Raw genomic sequence first — 19,162 nt, 5'->3', positions numbered from 1 at the left:
GGAAGGCCCCGTGGATACCGGACCCTGAGGTCGGAATAGGGTCGGTCGGCGATCTCCCGTCGTCCGCCCGCCGGGCGGGCGGGAGGTCGCCTACCGGCCCTTGGGGTCGGCTGTCGGGCCCGGTCGACCCACACCGTTCGACCACAGCAACTTCACATCGGAAGCGAGATTTCACCACCGTGACTGCTCTCACTCTCAGCACCGCCGCGGCGTCCGGTCTGCGGGCCGACGCGATCGTGATCGGTGTCGCCAAGGGTGCCAACGGGCCGGTCGTCGCACCGGGCGCCGAGGCCGTGGACAAGGCGTACGACGGCAGGCTCGCCGGCATTCTGGAGACGCTCGGCGCCTCCGGCGGCGAGGGCGAGGTGACGAAGCTGCCGGCGCCGTCCGGCTTCAAGGCACCGCTCGTCCTGGCGGTCGGCCTGGGCGCGGCCCCGGAGAAGGACGCCGAATACGACTCCGAGGCCCTGCGCAGGGCCGCCGGTGTCGCCACCCGCGCCCTGGCCGGCTCCAAGAAGGCCGCCTTCGCGCTGCCGCTGGCCGACGCCGCCGCCGCCGGCGCGCTCGGGGAGGGCGCGCTGCTCGGCGCGTACTCCTTCGACACCTACAAGGCCAACGGCCAGGACCCCAAGGCCAAGAACGGCAAGGCGCCCCTGGCCGAGGTCACCCTGCTCGGCGGCAAGCCCCGCGACAAGGCGTACAAGGCCGCGGTCGAGCGTGCCGTCGCCGTGTCCGAGGAGCTCAACCGCTCCCGCGACCTGGTCAACACCCCGCCGAACGACCTCAACCCCGAGTCGTTCGCCGCGCTCGCCCAGGCCGCGGCCAAGGAGCACGGCATCAAGGTGCAGGTGCTCGACGAGAAGGCCCTGGTCAAGGGCGGCTACGGCGGCATCCTCGGCGTCGGGGCGGGCTCGGCGGCCGGTCCGCGCCTGGTCAAGCTGTCGTACACCTCCTCCAAGGCCAAGAAGCACCTCGCCTTCATCGGCAAGGGCATCACCTACGACTCGGGCGGCATCTCGCTGAAGCCGGCCGGTCACAACGAGACGATGAAGTGCGACATGGCCGGTGCGGCCGCCGTGTTCGCAGCGGTCGTCGCCGCCGCGCGTCTCGGCCTGGAGGTCAACGTCACCGGCTGGCTCGCCCTGGCCGAGAACATGCCCTCCGGGTCCGCGACCCGTCCGGGTGACGTCCTGCGGATGTACAGCGGCAAGACCGTGGAGGTGCTCAACACCGACGCCGAGGGCCGCCTGGTGCTGGCCGACGCGCTGTGGGCGGCGTCGCAGGAGAAGCCGGACGCGATCGTGGACGTGGCGACGCTGACCGGGGCGATGGTGCTGGCGCTGGGCAACCGGACGTTCGGGATCATGGGCAACGACGACGCGTTCCGCGCGGCGCTGTGCGAGGCCGCCGAGGAGGTCGGCGAGCCGGCGTGGCCGATGCCGCTGCCGGAGCACCTGCGCAAGGGGATGGACTCGGCCACGGCCGACATCGCGAACATGGGCGAGCGGATGGGCGGCGGACTGGTCGCCGGCCTGTTCCTGCGCGAGTTCGTGGGCGAGGGCATCACCTGGGCGCACCTGGACATCGCCGGGCCGGCCTTCAACGACGGCGGGCCGTTCGGGTACACGCCGAAGGGCGGCACGGGGACGGCCGTGCGGACGCTGGTCCGGCTGGCCGAGCTGACGGCCGCGGGCGATCTGGGCTGAGCCTCGCCTGAGAGCACGTTCTCGCCCGTTGCGCGGCGAGTGCGGGGGCGTGGGGGCTGTTCGCGCAGTTCCCCGCGCCCCGGGCCGGCCGCCCTCGCGCCCGCGCGGCGGAGCCGCAGATCGGACACAGCCCCGCGCCCCTGCGGGCGCTCCCCCACGCGGCTCATCTGAACGTGGGGTGTCTCACACCGCAGCCCGGCGTCTCCTTGTGTGCTGACAAGTGCGAAGATGGGGCTCGGCAGGACAGGGCCCCACCGAAGGGCCGAAGAACGAGCGGCCGGACACCAGCCGCCTGCCGGTCACTGACGACCGGCTCACGGCGCACATGCATGGAGGACGTGACGTGGCGAACGACGCCAGCACCGTTTTCGACCTAGTGATCCTCGGCGGTGGCAGCGGTGGTTACGCCGCGGCCCTGCGCGGGGCGCAGCTGGGCCTGGACGTCGCCCTGATCGAGAAGGACAAGGTCGGCGGCACCTGCCTGCACCGGGGATGCATCCCCACCAAGGCCCTGCTGCACGCGGGCGAGATCGCCGACCAGGCGCGCGAGAGCGAGCAGTTCGGTGTGAAGGCCTCCTTCGAGGGCATCGACATCGCCGGTGTCCACAAGTACAAGGACGGCGTGATCGCCGGTCTGTACAAGGGCCTGCAGGGTCTGGTCGCCTCCCGCAAGGTGACCTACATCGAGGGTGAGGGCCGGCTGTCCTCCCCCACCTCCGTCGACGTCAACGGCCGCCGTGTCGAGGGCCGCCACGTCCTGCTCGCGACCGGCTCCGTGCCGAAGTCGCTGCCGGGCCTGGAGATCGACGGCAACCGGATCATCTCCTCGGACCACGCCCTCGTCCTGGACCGCGTGCCGAAGTCCGCGATCATCCTGGGCGGCGGCGTCATCGGCGTCGAGTTCGCCTCCGCGTGGAAGTCCTTCGGCACCGAGGTCACGATCGTCGAGGGCCTGAAGCACCTCGTCCCGGTCGAGGACGAGAACTCCTCCAAGCTGCTGGAGCGCGCGTTCCGCAAGCGCGGCATCAAGTTCAACCTGGGCACCTTCTTCGAGAAGGCCGAGTACACCCAGGACGGCGTCAAGGTCACCCTCGCCGACGGCAAGGAGTTCGAGGCCGAGGTCCTGCTGGTCGCCATCGGCCGCGGCCCGGTCTCCCAGGGCCTGGGCTACGAGGAGCAGGGCGTCGCGATGGACCGCGGCTACGTCCTGGTCGACGAGTACATGCGCACCAACGTGCCGACCATCTCCGCCGTCGGTGACCTGGTCCCGACCCTCCAGCTCGCGCACGTCGGCTTCGCCGAGGGCATCCTGGTGGCGGAGCGTCTGGCCGGTCTGAAGACCGTCCCGATCGACTACGACGGTGTCCCGCGGGTGACGTACTGCCACCCCGAGGTCGCCTCCGTGGGCATCACCGAGGCCAAGGCCAAGGAGATCTACGGCGCGGACAAGGTCGTCGCTCTGAAGTACAACCTTGCGGGCAACGGCAGGAGCAAGATCCTGAACACCGCGGGCGAGATCAAGCTCGTCCAGGTCAAGGACGGTGCCGTCGTCGGCGTCCACATGGTCGGCGACCGCATGGGCGAGCAGGTCGGCGAAGCCCAGCTGATCTACAACTGGGAGGCGCTGCCCGCCGAGGTCGCGCAGCTCATCCACGCCCACCCGACGCAGAACGAGGCGCTCGGCGAGGCCCACCTGGCCCTGGCCGGCAAGCCCCTCCACGCGCACGACTGACCCCTCGGTCGACGAACGCGACGACACAGACTTCCGCACTTTCCGTAAGGAGCAACCGAAACCATGGCGGTTTCCGTAACCCTTCCGGCGCTCGGCGAGAGCGTCACCGAGGGCACCGTCACCCGCTGGCTGAAGGCCGAGGGTGAGCGCGTCGAGGCCGACGAGCCGCTGCTCGAGGTCTCCACCGACAAGGTCGACACCGAGATCCCCTCCCCCGCCTCCGGCGTGCTGTCCTCCATCAAGGTCGCCGAGGACGAGACCGTCGAGGTCGGCGCCGAGCTGGCGCTGATCGACGACGGCAGCGGCGCCCCCGCGGCCCAGGAGGCCCCGGCCGCCGAGCAGGCCCCGCAGGCCGAGCAGGTCGCCGAGCCCGCCCCGGAGCCGGCCGCGGCCGCCCCCTCCACCGAGCAGGCCGCCCCGGCGCCCGCCCCGACCGCCGACGCCGCCGCCGGTGGCGGCTCCGCCGAGGGCACGGACGTCGTCCTGCCCGCGCTCGGCGAGTCCGTCACCGAGGGCACCGTCACCCGCTGGCTGAAGTCGGTCGGCGACACGGTCGAGGCCGACGAGCCGCTGCTGGAGGTGTCGACGGACAAGGTCGACACCGAGATCCCCGCCCCGGCCTCCGGCACGCTGCTGGAGATCGTGGTGGGCGAGGACGAGACCGCCGAGGTCGGCGCCAAGCTCGCCGTCATCGGCGAGGCGGGTGCCGCTCCGGCCGCCGCCCCCGCCCAGGAGGCCCCTGCCGCCCCGGCGCAGCCCGAGCCCGCCCAGGCCCCGGCCCCGCAGCAGGCCGCCCCGGCCCAGCAGGCACCGGCCCCGGCGGCTCCGGCCCCGCAGGCTCCGTCTGCTCCTGCCCCGCAGCAGCAGACCACCCCGGCCCCCGACCCGGTCCCGGCCGCTCCGGCGCCCGCCCCGGCTCCGGCCGCTCCGGCCGCCGCCAAGCCGGCCGACGACGGCGCCTACGTCACCCCGCTGGTGCGCAAGCTCGCCGCCGAGCAGGGCGTCGACCTGGCCGGCGTCAAGGGCACCGGCGTCGGCGGCCGGATCCGCAAGCAGGACGTCGTCGCCGCCGCCGAGGCCGCGAAGAGCGCCGCCGCCGCCCCGGCCCCCGCCGCTGCCGCCCCGTCGGCCGCGAAGAAGGCCCCGGCGCTGGAGGCGTCCCCGCTGCGCGGCCAGACCATCAAGATGCCGCGGATCCGCAAGGTCATCGGCGACAACATGGTCAAGGCCCTGCACGAGCAGGCCCAGCTGTCCTCGGTCGTCGAGGTCGACGTCACCCGTCTGATGAAGCTGCGCGCCCGTGCCAAGGACGCGTTCGCGGCTCGTGAGGGCGTCAAGCTCTCCCCGATGCCGTTCTTCGTCAAGGCCGCGGCCCAGGCGCTGAAGGCGCACGCGCCGATCAACGCCAGGATCAACGAGGCCGAGGGGACCATCACCTACTTCGACACCGAGAACATCGGTATCGCGGTGGACTCCGAGAAGGGCCTGATGACCCCGGTCATCAAGAACGCCGGTGACCTCAACCTCGCCGGTATCGCCAAGGCCACGGCCGACCTGGCGGGCAAGGTCCGCGCCAGCAAGATCACCCCGGACGAGCTGTCCGGCGCGACCTTCACCATCTCCAACACCGGGTCGCGCGGCGCGCTCTTCGACACGATCATCGTGCCGCCGGGCCAGGTCGCGATCCTCGGCATCGGCGCGACGGTCAAGCGTCCCGCCGTGATCGAGACGGAGGACGGTCCCGTCATCGGCGTCCGCGACATGACGTACCTGACGCTGTCCTACGACCACCGCCTGGTGGACGGCGCCGATGCCGCCCGCTACCTGACGGCGGTCAAGGCGATCCTGGAGGCCGGCGAGTTCGAGGTCGAGCTCGGCCTCTGACCTTCCGTTCCACGGCTGATCGGTGCCCCGTCCGGATCTCCCGGACGGGGCACCGTGCTACCCGAGGGGCGCGGGGAACTGCGCGAGACGGCACGAACGACCCGCAGCCGCCCGCAGACCGTCCGGCCCGAGCTCACACGCGCCGCAGACACCGTGTGCGCCTCGTCTCACCTGCGCGACAGCCCCCACGTCGGCTCCACCCGCGCAGCGAACCGGCCGTATTGTCTAAGCGTCGATCCCGACCGAGGAGCCCTCATGACCGCGCCCGTCGTCCACTCGCTGCGCGAACAGATCCGCGAGCACATCCTGGAAGGGATCATCAGCGGACGCTGGCAGCCGGGCGAGCGGATCGTCGAGCGCCGGATCGCCACCGAGCTGGAGGTCAGCCAGACCCCGGTCCGCGAGGCCCTGCGCGAACTGGAGTCCCTGCGCCTGATCGAGTCCGCCCCGAACAAGGGCGTGCGCGTGCGGAACCTCACGGCCGCCGACCTGGAGGAGAGCTACCCGGTCCGGGCCGGCCTGGAGGCCATCGCGGCGGAACTGGCCGCCCAGGGCCTCGCGGAGGACTGCTCGGCACTGGAGCCGCACGTCAGCGCCCTGTACGAGGCCGACCGCGTCTGTGACGGCACGGCCCAGGTCCGGCACACCGTCGCCTTCCACCGCGAGCTGGTCCGGGCCGCCGGCAACTCCGTCCTGCTGCACACCTGGGAGGGCCTGGGCATCGAGGTGTTCACGGCCCTGTCGATCCGCTGGCTGGGCACGCAGCAGCAGTCGTACGCGGAGGAGCACGAGGAGCTCGTCGCCGCGTTCAAGCGCCGTGACCCCCGGATCGCCGAGCTCGTGAAGGCGCACGTCCTGGGCTGCGCGCCCCGGGCGTGACACCCGAGCGCACCGTCGCTCAAACGCCCCCGACCTGCGAAAACCGTTCGAAAACCGGTCACCGGGTGCCACCGTCGGAGGCACCCCGTGCCTATTTTCTCGTGATCAAGAGGTTTTGCCCCTCAACCCTTTGATCGATCATCGATCAGCGAGTTACAGTCGCCGACGGGCTTCCACCCGAGCCCCGCGCCCTGTCCTGCCAAAGACAAAGGGCACCCCCGATCCCCTTATGTGAGGGAACCCCCTTCGACTGAGGAAGGCGGCGACATGACCGACCCCAACGCCATCCAGCCGAGCGAGCTCGACCAGCTCCCCGACCGGGACCCGGAGGAGACCGCCGAGTGGCAGGCCTCCCTGGACGCGGTCACCAAGGCTGCCGGGCCGCACCGTGCCGCATACCTGATGCGCCGCACGCTGGAGCGCGCCGAGGGCGCCGGCATCGCGCTGCCGAAGCTCCTCGAGACCGACTACGTCAACTCCATCCCCACCGCCGCCGAGCCGGACGTGCCCGGTGACGAGGCGATGGAGCAGCGGATCACCGCGTGGAACCGCTGGAACGCGGCCGCGATGGTGACCCGGGGCAGCAAGTACGGCGTCGGCGGCCACATCGCCACCTTCGCCTCCGCCGCCTGGCTCTACGAGACCGGCTTCAACCACTTCTTCAAGGGCAAAGAGGCCGACGGCTCCGGCGACCAGCTCTACATCCAGGGCCACGCCTCCCCCGGCATCTACGCCCGCGCGTTCCTCGACGGCCGTCTGAACGAGGAGCAGCTGGACAACTTCCGCCGGGAGACGGGCGGCAACGGCCTGCCCTCCTACCCGCACCCGCGCCGCCTGCCCTGGCTGTGGGAGTTCCCGACCGTCTCCATGGGCCTCGGCCCGCTGTCGGCGATCTACCAGGCGCGCTTCAACCGCTACCTGACCAACCGCGGCATCAAGGACACCTCCGCCTCGCACGTGTGGGCGTTCCTCGGCGACGGCGAGATGGACGAGCCCGAGTCGACGGCGGCCCTGGCGCTGGCGGCCCGTGAGGAGCTGGACAACCTCACGTTCGTCATCAACTGCAACCTCCAGCGCCTCGACGGCCCGGTCCGCGCCAACTTCAAGATCGTGCAGGAGCTGGAGGCCCAGTTCCGCGGCGCCGGCTGGAACGTCGTCAAGACGCTCTGGGGCACGGCCTGGGACGAGCTGTTCCGGCTGGACACCACGGGCGCGCTGGTACGCCGTCTGCGCCAGGTGCCCGACGCGCAGATCCAGACGTACCAGACGCGCGACGCGGCCTACATCCGCCAGGACTTCTTCGGCGCCGACCCGGCGCTCGTGGAGATGGCGAAGCTGCTGAGCGACGACAAGATCCTCGAGTGCTTCCACCTCTCGCGCGGTGGTCACGAGTCCCGCAAGGTGTTCGCCGCGTACAAGGCGGCCGTCGAGCACAAGGGCGCGCCGACCGTGATCCTGGCCCAGACGGTCAAGGGCCACACCCTCGGCGAGGGCTTCGCGTCGAAGAACGCCAACCACCAGATGAAGAAGCTCTCGGTGGACGAGTTCAAGAACATGCGCGACCTGCTGGAGCTGCCGATCAAGGACAGCGACTTCGTCGACGGCGTGGTGCCCTACGGCCACCCGGGCGCCGACTCCCCCGAGGTCCGCTACCTCCAGGAGCGGCGTGCCGCCCTCGGCGGTCCGGCCCCGGCCCGGCGCGTGCACCCGGTCGCCCCGCTGCCCGCCCCGGCCGAGAAGGCGTTCGCCTCCTTCGACAAGGGCTCCGGCTCGCAGAACGTGGCGACGACGATGGCGTTCGTCCGTCTGGTCAAGGACCTGGTCCGCGACAAGGAGACGGGCAGGCGCTGGGTGCCGATCGTCCCGGACGAGGCGCGCACCTTCGGCATGGAGTCGCTGTTCCCCTCGCTCGGCATCTACTCGCCGAAGGGCCAGACGTACGAGCCGGTCGACCGCGACCAGCTGATGTACTACAAGGAGGCCCAGAACGGCCAGATCCTCAACGAGGGGATCACCGAGGCCGGTTCGATGGCCGACTTCATCGCCGCTTCGACGTCGTACGCGACGCACGGCGAGGCGATGATCCCGTTCTACATCTTCTACTCGATGTTCGGCTGGCAGCGCACGGCCGACCAGATGTGGCAGCTCGGCGACCAGCTCGGCCGCGGCTTCCTCGTCGGCGCCACGGCGGGCCGTACGACACTGACCGGTGAGGGCCTCCAGCACGCCGACGGCCACTCCCCCGTCATCGCCGCGACCAACCCGGCGGCGCTGACGTACGACCCGGCGTTCGCCTACGAGGTCGCGGTCATCGTCAAGGACGGTCTGCGCCGGATGTACGGCGAGGCGGCCCCGGGCGAGGACCAGAACGTCTTCTACTACCTGACCGTCTACAACGAGCCGCTGCCGCAACCCGCGAAGCCGGCCGTGCAGGGCATCGACGAGGGCATCGTCAAGGGCCTGTACCGCTTCAACACGGCCGAGTCCGCGGGCATCACGCCTCCGGCCGACGCCCCGCGGATCCAGCTGCTCGGCTCCGGTACGGCGATCCACTGGGCGCTCAAGGCGCAGCGGCTGCTCGCCGAGGAGTGGGGCGTGGCGGCCGACGTGTGGTCGGCGACGTCCTGGAGCGAGCTGCGCCGGGACGCCCTGGAGGCGGACGAGGCGCTGTTGCGCGGCGAGGAGCGGGTGCCGTTCGTGCGGCAGGCGCTCCAGGGTGCCGAGGGCCCGGTGCTGGCGGTCTCCGACTACATGCGCCAGGTCCCGGACCAGATCGCGCAGTGGGTCGAGCAGGACTGGTCCTCGCTGGGCGCCGACGGCTTCGGCCTGTCGGACACCCGTGAGGCGGCCCGCCGCCACTTCGGTGTGGACGCCGAGTCGATCGTCGTCGCCGCCCTGGCCCAGCTGGCCAGGCGCGGCGAGGTCAAGGCGGCGTCCGTGAAGGAAGCGCGCGAGAAGTACGGTCTGTGACAGCGGACCGCTGACCGGCAGGCCCCCGCTTCGGCGGGGGCCTGCTGCATGATGTGCTGCATGCGTGCTGCCCGGCTGATCAAGATGGTGCTGCTGCTCCAGTCCCGGCCCTCCATGACGGCCGCCGAGCTCGCCAGGGAGCTGGAGGTGTCGGAGCGCACGGTGACCCGGGACGCGCAGGCGCTGTCGGAGGCGGGCGTGCCGGTGTACGCGGACCGGGGCCGGGCCGGTGGCTACCGCCTGGTCGGCGGGTACCGGACGCGGCTGACCGGGCTGCACCGCGGTGAGGCCGAGGCGCTGTTCCTGTCCGGGGTGCCCGGGGCGCTGCGCGAGATGGGCCTGGAGGACGCGGCCTCGGCGGCGCGGCTGAAGGTGTCGGCGGCGCTGCTGCCCTCCTTGCGGGACGCCTCCCGGACGGCCGCCCAGCGGTTCCATCTGGACGCGCCGAACTGGTTCAGGGAGCCCAGGACGCCCGCGCTGCTGCCGGCCGTCGCCGACGCGGTGTGGGACGACCGGCGCATCAGGGCGCGCTACCGGCGCGGGGAGGACGAGGTCGTCCGCGTGCTGGAGCCGTACGGGCTCGTGCTGAAGGCGGGCGTGTGGTACCTGTGCGCCCGGGTGGCCGGGTCCGAGTCCTACCGGGTGTACCGGATCGACCGGTTCACGGCGGTGGACGCGGAGGCCGAGCGCTTCGAGCGGGAGCCGGACTTCGACCTGCCCGCGTTCTGGGAGGAGCGGGCGGAACAGTTCGCGCGGTCCCTCCTGCGGGCGCGGGTCGTGGTGCGGCTGTCCCCCGACGGAGTACGGGCCCTGCCGTACGCCCTCGACTCGTTCATCGCCCGGGAGGCGCTGGCGGACGCGGAGGACGCGGACGGCGACGGCTGGGTGACCGTGGCCCTGCCGGTGGAGTCCGAGGAGGTCGCTCACGCCCAGCTGGCGGCGCTGGGCCCGGAGGTGGAGGTGCTGGCGCCGGAGAGCCTGCGTGAGCGGTTCGCGGCGGACGCGGCGCGGCTGGCCCGGCTGTACCGGCCCCGGGACGGCGCATAACGATCCCGCGCACTCCGGGTGCGCCCCTGTGTCCCAGGGCCGATGCTTGTCCCGTGATGGACGAGACGGAGTTCTGGGAGCTGGTGGACGAGGCCCGGGAGGCCGCCGAGGGTGACCCGGAGGAGCAGGCCGACCTGCTCGTGGACCGGCTCGCCCAGCTGGACCCGGACTCCGTCCTGGACTTCGCCCGGCACTTCGAGTCCCGCTACAACCGCGCCTACCGCTGGGATCTGTGGGGGGCCGCGTGGGTGCTGCTCGGCGGGGCGAGCGACGACGCCTTCGACTTCTTCCGGTGCTGGCTGATCGGCCAGGGCCGCGAGGTGTTCGAGGGCGCCGTGCACGACCCGGACGCCCTCGCCGAGCTGCTGGACGACTTCGACGAGGAGATCGACGGCGACGGCGAGGAACTGGGCTACGCGGCGGACGAGGCCTACGAGCAGCTCACCGGCGTGGTCGCGCCCGATCTGGAGATCGCGCCACCGCCTGCCGAGCCCGAGGGCACGCCCCTCGACTTCGAGAACGAGGGGCTGCTCGCCGAGCGCTACCCCCGGCTGTGGCGGCGCTTCGGGGGCTGATTCAGGGCCCTGGGGCGGCTCGGGCCGGACGCCGGGTACGTGGGCGTCCGGTCGGTCCGCGCGGTGTGGTGCATCGGGGCCGCGTTGGCCTGGCCGAGGGCAAAGGCGGTGACCGCGGCGGGGCCCAGCACGACGGTGACGGCCGCGCTGAGCACCGCCCAGGGTCCGCGCGCGGCGCCCGCCCGCGTCCCCCGTTCCTCCGGGTCTCCCGCGTCTCCCGCGTCTCCCGGGGCCTTCGTACGACGGTTGTTCATGGTCGCCACCTCCGGTCGGCTGCCTGTGGCGACGACCGTAGGGGGCCGGGATCTCAGGACGCCGCGCGTTCGCTGTGGCCTTGCCGTGGACCGTCCGGCCGGCCCTGGAGACGGGCGGCGAGCTGTCTGATCTCGGGCAGGCGGGCGTGCAGGGCGGCGCCCGGGCAGCTGGTCATGTAGCCGTCGTTGTGGCCGGCGAGGGCGGGCAGCCGGGCGGTGGTGCCGGCCGCGTACCGGCTGAGGCCGTTGCTGGAGACCAGGCGGACGTCCGAGCGCGGGTCGGTGCCGGTCAGACCCAGCTTCCAGGCGGCCAGGGCGGCGATGGCGCGGACCATGGGCCGGGGGACGGGCACGCCCTCGGTGAACGTGCCGAGGGCGGCGACGCCGGTGGTGCGGTGGTTGAAGCCCTGGGTGTGGGCGCCGGTGACGGCACGCTCCACGCCTCCGGCGCGGCCCTCGTAGACGGTGCCGCAGCGGTCGACGACGAAGTTGTAGCCGATGTCGTCCCAGTCGCGGCCGCCGGTCTGGCCGGTGTACAGGTCCCGGATGATGCGGGGGGCGTCGGCGCAGTCGTAGCCGTTGGGCGAGTCGGTGTGGTGGACGAAGACCGCGGCGACCCGGTCGTCGTAGCGGGGGCGGGGCTGGGCGCGGCCGGCGTCGCCGAGCCAGCGTGCCCGGGGCACGATGGGCGGGCGGGGAGCGGTGTGGGGCGTGCCGGCGGCGCGGGCCCGCGCGGCGCCTGCGCCGGTCCCGGCGGCGTTCTCGACGCCGTGGGCGCACAGCACCAGCGCCGCGACGGCGGCGACGCCCGGCACGCAGCCGAGCACCACCCGGGCCGCGCGGGGCAGGCCGGTCGTGCCGCCGGGTGTCCCGGCGGCGGGATGCCCGCGTGCGCCCCGCCGTCTTCGCAAGACACGCATGGTCCCACTGTCGGCCTGTTCCGGTCCGTCCGCGATGTGTGATGTGCCACCTGGTGGAACCATCGTCACGGTCCGCGACGTTTCTCCGAGTGCACGCCCGGCGTGGCCGATTCCGATCATCCGCGGGCGTGTGACTGATCACCGGGCCCTCCCCCCGCGTATTAAGGGGTTCCGAGAGAAAGGCGGCGTGCGTGGACCTGCTCGACATCCTGCTGTTGCTGGTCGTCCTGGCCTACGCGGCGTCCGGGTACCGGCGCGGCCTGGTGGCCGGCTGTGTGTCGCTGGCGGGCTTCGTGGGCGGCGCGGTCGTCGGGGTGTGGATCCTGCCCTGGGTCATGGACCTGGTGGAGCCGGGGACGACGCGGGCGACGGTGGCGGCGGTGTTCACGGTGCTGCTCCCGGCGGTCGTGGGGCACGAGCTGGCCGGGCGCCTCGCGCTGCGGCTGCGGCGGGAGCTGGACCGGGGGCCGCTCAGAGTGGCGGACGGGATCGGCGGGGCCGTGGCCAACGCGGTGGCCGTGCTGATCGTGGCGTGGGTGGCCGCGAGCGTCCTGGGCGTGTCCTCGTCACCGCTGGTCACCTCGGCGATCCGGGACTCACGGCTGCTCGACGCGGTGCAGCGGACGATGCCGGACACGACCCCGGCCTGGTTCTCGGGGGCCACCTCGGCGCTGACGCAGGCGGGCTTCCCGCAGGTCTTCAACCCCTTCGAGAACGAGTCGACGGCCGAGGTCGCAAGGCCCACCGGCGACAGTGTCACGGCGGCGGCCACCGAGGCCGCCAAGCGGAGCACGGTGAAGGTGGAGGGCGTCACCGGCACGCAGGGCCGTGAGGGCAGCGGGTTCGTGTACGCGCGCGAGCACGTGATGACCAACGCGCACGTGGTGGCCGGCATCGACGAGCCGACGGTGCAGATCGGCGGGGTCGGCCGGACGTACGAGGCGCGGGTGGTGCTCTTCGACCCGCAGAAGGACGTGGCCGTGCTGTACGTGCCGGGGCTCCGGGCGCCCGTGCTGCGGTTCGACGACGACGCCGATCGCGGTGACTCCGCGGTCGTCGCCGGCTATCCGCAGGACGGCGACCTGGACCTCCAGGCGGCGACGGTCGCGAACCGGGTGCGGGCGACGGGCCAGAACATCTACAACGACGGGACGGCCGTCCGTGAGATCTACTCGATCCGCTCCACGGTCCGCCCCGGCAACTCCGGTGGCCCGCTGCTCACCACGGACGGCCGGGTGTTCGGCGTGGTCTTCGCCCGCTCCACCTCGGACGCCGAGACGGGCTACGTCCTGACGGCGGACGAGGTCGCCTCCGACGCGCGCGGCGCCGCGGACGCGACGGCACCGGTGGACACCGGCGATCCGGTCACGTCGTAGGACCGGCTCCCAGGGAGCGCCCCATGAGCACGTCGTCGACGTACACACCGTCGAGCAGGAACTCCTCCGGCAGGATCCCCTCGACGGCGAACCCCTGGGCCTCGTAGAGCGCCCGGGCCGGGGTGTTGTGCCCGAGCACCCGCAGGGTGATGCGTCGGGCACCGCGCCGGCGGGCCTCGTCGACGGCGGCCCCGACCAGCGCCCGCCCCACCCCGAGGCCACGCGCCTCCTCGGCGACGGCCAGTCCCTGGATCTGGCGGACGTGCCGGTTCGACTCCAGCTCAGTGGGGAAACCGAGGAGGACATAGCCCACGAGACGGTCGCCGAGTTCGGCCACCAGACAGTCCTCGGGGGCGTGCCGCTCGCTGAAGAAGGGGGCGTACGGGGGCTGCGGTGCGGGCGTCACCGCGTGCAGGTGCGACCAGGCGAGCCGGTCGAGCAGGGCCAGCTCGCCGTCGTCCTCGGGCCGGGCGGCGCGGATGCGGGGTGCGGGGAGCTCGGGCATGGGCGTCACCCTACGGCGAGTGGATCGAGACCTTGCAGGGGTTTTACGGAGCCGCGCGACAGGATGGGTTTATGGAGCATTCAAAGATCGCGGTGGCGGGTGCCTCCGGTCTCATCGGCGGTGCCCTGGTGCGTTCCCTGACCGCCGACGGTCACGAGGTGGTGCGCCTGGTGCGCGGCACGCCCCGGACGGCCGGAGAGGTCCGCTGGGACCCCGAGGGCGGGCGCGTGGACGCGGCCGGGCTCGCCGGGTGTCACGCGGTGGTGAACCTGGCGGGGGCCGGAGTCGGCGACCGGCGGTGGACAAAGGCCCACAAACAGCGGATCCGCGACAGCCGGGTGAAGGGCACGGCGGCCCTCGCCGAGGCGGTCGCCTCGCTGGAGGGCGAAGACCGGCCGCGGGTCTTCGTGAACGGCAGCGCCATCGGCTACTACGGGGAGACCGGCGAGCGGACGGTCGACGAGAGCGCGCCCCCCGGCCGGGGGTTCCTGCCCGAGCTGTGCGTGGAGTGGGAGGCGGCCGCCGCACCCGCCCGGGAGGCCGGTGTGCGCACGGTGTTCACCCGGACCGGGCTGGTCGTCTCCCGTGAGGGCGGGGCCTGGCAGCGGCTGTTCCCGCTGTTCCGCGCGGGGATGGGCGGCCGGATGGGCGACGGACGGCAGTACTGGTCGTACATCGCGCTGCACGACGAGGTCGCCGCGATCCGCCATCTCCTCGACACCGACGGCCTGTCCGGGCCGTTCAACGTCACCGCCCCGAACCCCCTGACGAACCGTGAGATCACGGCGGCGATGGGACGCGTGCTGCGCCGTCCGACACCGTTCGCGGTGCCGGCGCCCGTCCTGCGCGGTGTGCTGGGCGAGATGGCCGGGGACGTCCTCGGCAGCGCCCGGGTGCTGCCGACGCGGCTGCTGGAGTCCGGCTTCCGGTTCGCGTTCCCGGAGATCGAGGGGGTGATCCGGGCGGCGCTCTGACGGCCCCCGCACCGCGTGGGAACGGGCCGGCGGGGTGCGGACCGGCCGCCTGTCCGAGATCCGACCGGCACGTCCCGGACAGCTCCTCGAGTCGCGCACCAGCCTCCTGCGACCACTTCATGCCCACCAGGCGTCCGTATGCGACCGCTGTGCGACCGTGCCCTGCTCATGCGCGACTCCCCCCGACCGATCACGGCCCTACCCTCGACCAGAACTCGCGTATCCCTGCGGCCTGTTGAGGGCATGACGTCTCCAGCGCCCGCGCAACCTCGAGGAGGGGCACGTGTCTGAGCCCGCGTACCAGGCGGACGTGGTCGTCGTGGGGGCCGGGGTCGCCGGACTCTCGGCCGCGCACCGACTCACCAGCGCAGGAGTGACGACCATGGTCCTGGAGGCCGCCCACGGAGTCGGCGGCCGGATGACGACGGAGAAGGTCGACGGCTTCCGGCTCGACAGGATCGGCCAGTTGCTGTCGACGGCCTATCCGGAACTGGGGCGGACGCCGGGTCTCGGCAACCTGGTGCTGCGGCCCTTCGCGCCCGGCGTCCTGCTGCACGGCGACGGACGCCATCACCGCGCCGGTGTCCAGCCGGGCGCCGGGGGCGCACGGGGCGCACTGCACGCGGTGCGCGCGCTGGCGAGTGCTCCCCGGCCGCCGTCCGCGCCGCGTCCGCCGAGGAGGCCGGTGGCCGTGCCGGGCCGGCAGGTCTCCGTTCCCCGGAGCCGGTCCGGCGCTCCGCTGGGTACGGCCGTCGACCAGGCCCGGCTGGGTGCCGCCCTCACCCGGCTGGCGGGCACACCGGCCGAACGGCTGCTGGCCCGCCCCGAGTTGCCCGCCGGACAGGCCCTGGCGGCACGGGGACTGCCCGCCCGCACGATCGAGGGGTTCCTGCGTCCGCTGCTCGCCGCCCTGCTGTGCGACCCGGGCCTGACGACGTCCAGCCGCTGCGCGGACCTCGCGCTGCGCTCCTTCGCACGGGGCCGGCTGTGCCTGCCGGAGGGCGGGGCCGAGGCCCTGCCGGAGCTGCTGGCCCGCCGGCTGCCGCCGGGCAGCGTGCACACGGGCGTGCGCGTCACCTCCGTCTCGACGACGTCGGTGACCACCGCCGAGCACGGGGTGATCCGGTGCCGGGCGGTCCTGGTGGCCACGGGCGCGCGCGCCGCCGCCGAGCTGCTGCCCGGGCTGCGGGTACCGGACTTCCATCCGGTGACGGTGGTGCACCACACGACCGACGAGCCCCCGGGGACGGGCGCGTCGCTGCTGCTCGACGCGGACCTGGGCGGGCCGGTCGCGCACACGGCGGTGGTCAGTGACGTCGATCCGTCCCGGGCTCCCGCGGGGCGGGCCCTGGTGTCCTCGACGGTGCTCGGGCGGCTTTCCGGGAACGTCGACACCGAGGTGCGGATGCATCTGGCGCGGCTGTACGGGATGTCGACGGCCCGGTGGGAGACGCTGGCGGTGCACCGGACGCCGGAGGCGGTGCCCGCGATGCGGCCGCCGCATGATCTGCGGCGGCCGGTGCGGTTGCTCGCGGGCCTGTACGTGTGCGGGGATCACCGGGACACCAGCACGGTCCAGGGTGCTTTGCACTCCGGGCACCGGGCGTCGGCGGCGATCCTGGCGGACCTGGGGGCGGGGCGGTCTCTGCATGTCGCCGAGCCCGTGCCGACGGTGCCCAGGGCCGCTTAGGTGATCTTTCGGGTGCGGGTGCGCGGGGGCCGGTCGCGCCCGCACCGGCGGAACCGCGCATCGACACGGCCCCGCGCCTGAGTACCTCACCCCAGGGCCGACACCCTGTCGCGGTACGTCCGCACCGGCGCCGCGTCCTTGTAGGGCTCCAGGCGGCGCTCGAAGTCGCGCACGTACTCCACCGCCCGCACCGAGCGCATCTCGGCAGCCTGGCCCGCCGCCTCCGCGGCCAGCTGGCAGGCCTGGTCGAGTTCGCCGAGGCCCAGGCGGGCGGTGGCGAGGACGATCCGGCAGAAGAGGCGGCTGCGGGCGTAGGAGGGGGCCCGCAGCTGGAGTGAGCGTTCCGCGTGCTGGGCGGCGGCGCGGAACTGCTGGAGGTCGCGGTGGCAGTGCCCGAACTCGTCGGCGAGCTGGGCCTCGTCGAAGAACTTCGCCCAGTGCGGTACGTCGTCGCCGGGCCGGGCCGTCTCCAGGGCCCGCTCGGCGCGGACCAGGGCCGCGGTGCAGGCCCGGACCTCGCCGAGCACCCCGTGCCCGCGCGCCTCGGAGGCGTGCAGCAGGGCCTGGACTACGGGCGGTCCTGAGGTGCCGACGCCCTGCTGGGCCACGCGGGCGAGCTGGACGGCCTCCCTGCCGTGCCCGAGGTAGACGGCCTGGCGGCTCATGGTGACCAGCACATAGGCCCCGTACGTCCGGTCCCCGGCCGCCTGGGCGAGCCGCAGCGCCTGCACGAAGTAGCGCTGGGCGAGACCGTGTGCGGCGATGTCGTACGAGGTCCAGCCCGCGAGGCGGGTCAGGTCGGCGGCGGCGGCGAAGAGGCGGCGGCCGGTCTGCTCGCCGTAGGTGCCGCGCAGCATGGGCTCGCACTCGTGCTCCAGGTAGCGCACGAGAGCCTGGCGGGCGTGGCCGCCGCCGTAGGCGTCGTCGAGGGTGCGGAACAGCTCGCCGACCGAGCGCAGGGCGGCGATGTCACCGGCGGTGACCTTCTGGCCCGGTCCGCGTTCGGCCTGGCCGCGCTGGCGGGGCAGGGGCGGTACGCCCGGCTCGGCCGTGGGGCGCAGGGCGGGGCGGCCCTGCGCGGGGATGCGGGCGGGGGCGGGCTCTCCCCGGGCGACCTTCTCGTCGGCGCGGCCGATCAGCCAGTCCCGGCTGGGCACGACGAGCCCGGCCGGGGTGAAGGCGATCTTGCGCAGCTCGGCGTGGCTGCCGGAGTCCTTGCGCCACAGCCCGCTGACGATGTCGACGGCCTCCTCGGGGGTGGCGGCGAACTCCAGCCCCGCGTAGACGGGGGCGCAGGCGTCCAGGCCGAGGTCCTGGGCGGTGAGGCGGCGGCCCAGGCGCCGGGTGAAGACCTCGGCGATCAGGGCGGGTGTGGTGCCCCTGGGCTGCTGGCCGCGCAGCCACCGGGTGACGGAGGTCTTGTCGTATCTCAGGTCGAGCCCGTGTTCGAGACCGAGCTGGTCCACGCGACGGGCGAGTCCCGCGTTGGAGAACCCCGCTTCTGCGATGAGCGCGGCGAGCTGTCGGTTGGGGGTGCGCTGCGCGGGTCGTTCCGTCATGGTGCGGTGCGGTCTCCTGCCTTCCGGGTTGGTGATGTGCCGGATTGCCTGTGAGCAGGCCTTTTGGCTTGCTGAACGGCGCGAATGTAGCGGAGAGTAAGCACCCCATCACACATTTTCCCGGACATTCATCCGATCGTGTGAGGATTGCCCCCGGGACTGACGCGTGAGGGCCGGACGTACAGTGGCTTGGGCGCGTTATGTGCCTGACACACCCGTCCGAGGGAGGCGCTTGCCGTGAGTGAGTTGCGGTTCGTCCGCATGGGGTTCGGTGACCAGGCCGTCGAGTACCAGGAGGCGTGGGACGAGCAGCGCCGGGTGCACGCGGCGCGCTTCGCCGACGAGATCCCCGACACCGTACTGCTCCTGGAGCACCCTCCGGTCTACACGGCCGGGCGGCGTACGGCGGACAACGAGCGGCCCCTCGACGGCACGCCGGTCATCGACGTGGACCGCGGCGGCAAGATCACCTGGCACGGCCCCGGCCAGCTGGTGGGCTACCCGATCCAGAAGCTCCCGCGCCCGGTGGACGTCGTGGCGCACGTACGCCGCCTCGAAGAGGCCCTGATCCGGGTCTGCGCCGAGTTCGGCCTGGAGACGAGCCGGGTCGAGGGCCGCAGCGGCGTGTGGATCCTGGGCGACCCGGTCGAGCGGCGCCCCGCGCTCGGAGGGCTGTCGCTGGACTTCGACCCCCGGCTGCACGACGAGGAGTTCGACCCGCGCATGAACGGCCCGGAGTACGCGCCGTCCAACGCGGGCCAGCGCCGGGAGGACCGCAAGATCGCCGCGATCGGCATCCGGGTGGCCAAGGGCGTGACCATGCACGGCTTCGCGCTCAACGTGAACCCCGACAACAAGTGGTTCGACCGGATCATCCCCTGCGGCATCCGCGACGCGGGCGTCGCCTCCCTGGCCGGCGAGCTGGGCCGGGACGTGACGATCGAGGAGGTCCTGCCGGTGGTCGAGCGGCATCTGCGGGACGTCCTGGAGAACGCCGAGCTGAAGCCGCGGGAGATCGAGAAGACCCCGGCGGCATAAATCGGCCCGTGGCGGAGCTAGAGGGGTTAGCGCCCACACAGGCATTCAAATCA

15 protein-coding genes are annotated in these 19,162 nt (G+C 73.0%); 11 read left to right on the top strand and 4 right to left on the bottom strand.

Going from position 1 to position 19,162, the window contains the following annotated elements; translation table 11 throughout:
* Positions 1-179: 179 nt before the first annotated feature.
* The 7 genes from AB0I06_RS23725 (at position 180) to AB0I06_RS23695 (ending at position 10,793) form a co-directional block, all read left to right on the top strand.
* Positions 180-1,706, top strand: a complete 1,527-nt coding sequence (locus AB0I06_RS23725; protein ID WP_363120844.1) for a leucyl aminopeptidase — start codon at positions 180-182, stop codon at positions 1,704-1,706.
* A gap of 343 nt (positions 1,707-2,049) precedes the next feature.
* Positions 2,050-3,438: a dihydrolipoyl dehydrogenase gene (gene lpdA / locus AB0I06_RS23720; RefSeq protein WP_363120843.1), complete on the top strand. Its 1,389-nt coding sequence runs from the start codon at positions 2,050-2,052 to the stop codon at positions 3,436-3,438.
* A gap of 63 nt (positions 3,439-3,501) precedes the next feature.
* Complete coding sequence (gene sucB / locus AB0I06_RS23715) at positions 3,502-5,322, top strand: 2-oxoglutarate dehydrogenase, E2 component, dihydrolipoamide succinyltransferase (RefSeq protein WP_363120842.1); 1,821 nt, start codon at positions 3,502-3,504, stop codon at positions 5,320-5,322.
* 255 nt (positions 5,323-5,577) lie between these two features.
* Positions 5,578-6,201, top strand: coding sequence for a GntR family transcriptional regulator (locus tag AB0I06_RS23710; protein WP_363120841.1), 624 nt, complete (start codon positions 5,578-5,580; stop codon positions 6,199-6,201).
* A 267-nt stretch (positions 6,202-6,468) separates the two neighbouring features.
* Positions 6,469-9,171 (top strand): pyruvate dehydrogenase (acetyl-transferring), homodimeric type, encoded by a 2,703-nt coding sequence (gene aceE, locus AB0I06_RS23705; protein WP_363120840.1) that lies wholly within the window; start codon positions 6,469-6,471, stop codon positions 9,169-9,171.
* A 60-nt stretch (positions 9,172-9,231) separates the two neighbouring features.
* Positions 9,232-10,218, top strand: a complete 987-nt coding sequence (locus AB0I06_RS23700; protein WP_363120839.1) for a WYL domain-containing protein — start codon at positions 9,232-9,234, stop codon at positions 10,216-10,218.
* A 56-nt stretch (positions 10,219-10,274) separates the two neighbouring features.
* On the top strand, positions 10,275-10,793 hold the full coding sequence (locus AB0I06_RS23695) for a DUF4240 domain-containing protein (protein WP_363120877.1): 519 nt from the start codon (positions 10,275-10,277) through the stop codon (positions 10,791-10,793).
* Here AB0I06_RS23695 and AB0I06_RS23690 read toward each other — a convergent pair.
* Positions 10,760-11,047, bottom strand: coding sequence for a hypothetical protein (locus tag AB0I06_RS23690; RefSeq protein ID WP_363120838.1), 288 nt, complete (start codon positions 11,045-11,047; stop codon positions 10,760-10,762). The genes AB0I06_RS23695 and AB0I06_RS23690 overlap by 34 nt on opposite strands.
* Positions 11,048-11,100: 53 nt before the next feature.
* Entirely contained in the window at positions 11,101-11,877 is a 777-nt protein-coding gene (locus AB0I06_RS23685) for a peptidoglycan recognition protein (protein ID WP_363120876.1), read from the bottom strand.
* A gap of 281 nt (positions 11,878-12,158) precedes the next feature.
* On the opposite strand from AB0I06_RS23685, the gene AB0I06_RS23680 reads away from it, so the two are divergent.
* Positions 12,159-13,343: a MarP family serine protease gene (locus AB0I06_RS23680; protein WP_363120837.1), complete on the top strand. Its 1,185-nt coding sequence runs from the start codon at positions 12,159-12,161 to the stop codon at positions 13,341-13,343.
* Here AB0I06_RS23680 and AB0I06_RS23675 read toward each other — a convergent pair.
* Positions 13,333-13,848 (bottom strand): GNAT family N-acetyltransferase, encoded by a 516-nt coding sequence (locus tag AB0I06_RS23675; RefSeq protein ID WP_363120836.1) that lies wholly within the window; start codon positions 13,846-13,848, stop codon positions 13,333-13,335. The two genes, AB0I06_RS23680 and AB0I06_RS23675, sit on opposite strands and share 11 nt — an antisense overlap.
* Before the next feature lie 71 nt (positions 13,849-13,919).
* Here AB0I06_RS23675 and AB0I06_RS23670 point away from each other — a divergent pair, with 71 nt between their 5' ends.
* Entirely contained in the window at positions 13,920-14,822 is a 903-nt protein-coding gene (locus AB0I06_RS23670) for a TIGR01777 family oxidoreductase (protein ID WP_363120835.1), read from the top strand.
* A gap of 283 nt (positions 14,823-15,105) precedes the next feature.
* Positions 15,106-16,512, top strand: a complete 1,407-nt coding sequence (locus AB0I06_RS23665; protein ID WP_363120834.1) for an NAD(P)/FAD-dependent oxidoreductase — start codon at positions 15,106-15,108, stop codon at positions 16,510-16,512.
* Between the two features lie 86 nt (positions 16,513-16,598).
* Here the strand turns inward: AB0I06_RS23665 and AB0I06_RS23660 are convergent, their stop codons facing one another.
* On the bottom strand, positions 16,599-18,071 hold the full coding sequence (locus AB0I06_RS23660) for a regulator (RefSeq protein WP_363120833.1): 1,473 nt from the start codon (positions 18,069-18,071) through the stop codon (positions 16,599-16,601).
* Between the two features lie 237 nt (positions 18,072-18,308).
* Between AB0I06_RS23660 and lipB the strand changes: the two genes are divergently transcribed.
* Positions 18,309-19,109, top strand: a complete 801-nt coding sequence (lipB, locus tag AB0I06_RS23655; RefSeq protein ID WP_363120832.1) for a lipoyl(octanoyl) transferase LipB — start codon at positions 18,309-18,311, stop codon at positions 19,107-19,109.
* Positions 19,110-19,162: the final 53 nt, after the last annotated feature.

The sequence above is a fragment of the Streptomyces sp. NPDC050674 genome, assembly GCF_040654575.1.
GTDB lineage: Bacteria > Actinomycetota > Actinomycetes > Streptomycetales > Streptomycetaceae > Streptomyces.
Note: the sequence above shows the minus strand (reverse complement) of the source record. Positions and strands in the feature narration are given on the sequence as shown.

Excerpts from the sequence above, each read along its gene's own strand:
- sucB (WP_363120842.1), top strand. The coding sequence starts at position 3,502 with ATGGCGGTTTCCGTAACCCTTCCGGCGCTCGGCGAGAGCGTCACCGAG.
- AB0I06_RS23710 (WP_363120841.1), top strand. The coding sequence starts at position 5,578 with ATGACCGCGCCCGTCGTCCACTCGCTGCGCGAACAGATCCGCGAGCAC.
- aceE (WP_363120840.1), top strand. The coding sequence starts at position 6,469 with ATGACCGACCCCAACGCCATCCAGCCGAGCGAGCTCGACCAGCTCCCC.
- AB0I06_RS23700 (WP_363120839.1), top strand. The coding sequence starts at position 9,232 with ATGCGTGCTGCCCGGCTGATCAAGATGGTGCTGCTGCTCCAGTCCCGG.
- AB0I06_RS23695 (WP_363120877.1), top strand. The coding sequence starts at position 10,275 with ATGGACGAGACGGAGTTCTGGGAGCTGGTGGACGAGGCCCGGGAGGCC.
- AB0I06_RS23690 (WP_363120838.1), bottom strand. The coding sequence starts at position 11,047 with ATGAACAACCGTCGTACGAAGGCCCCGGGAGACGCGGGAGACGCGGGA.
- AB0I06_RS23675 (WP_363120836.1), bottom strand. The coding sequence starts at position 13,848 with ATGCCCGAGCTCCCCGCACCCCGCATCCGCGCCGCCCGGCCCGAGGAC.
- AB0I06_RS23670 (WP_363120835.1), top strand. The coding sequence starts at position 13,920 with ATGGAGCATTCAAAGATCGCGGTGGCGGGTGCCTCCGGTCTCATCGGC.
- AB0I06_RS23660 (WP_363120833.1), bottom strand. The coding sequence starts at position 18,071 with ATGACGGAACGACCCGCGCAGCGCACCCCCAACCGACAGCTCGCCGCG.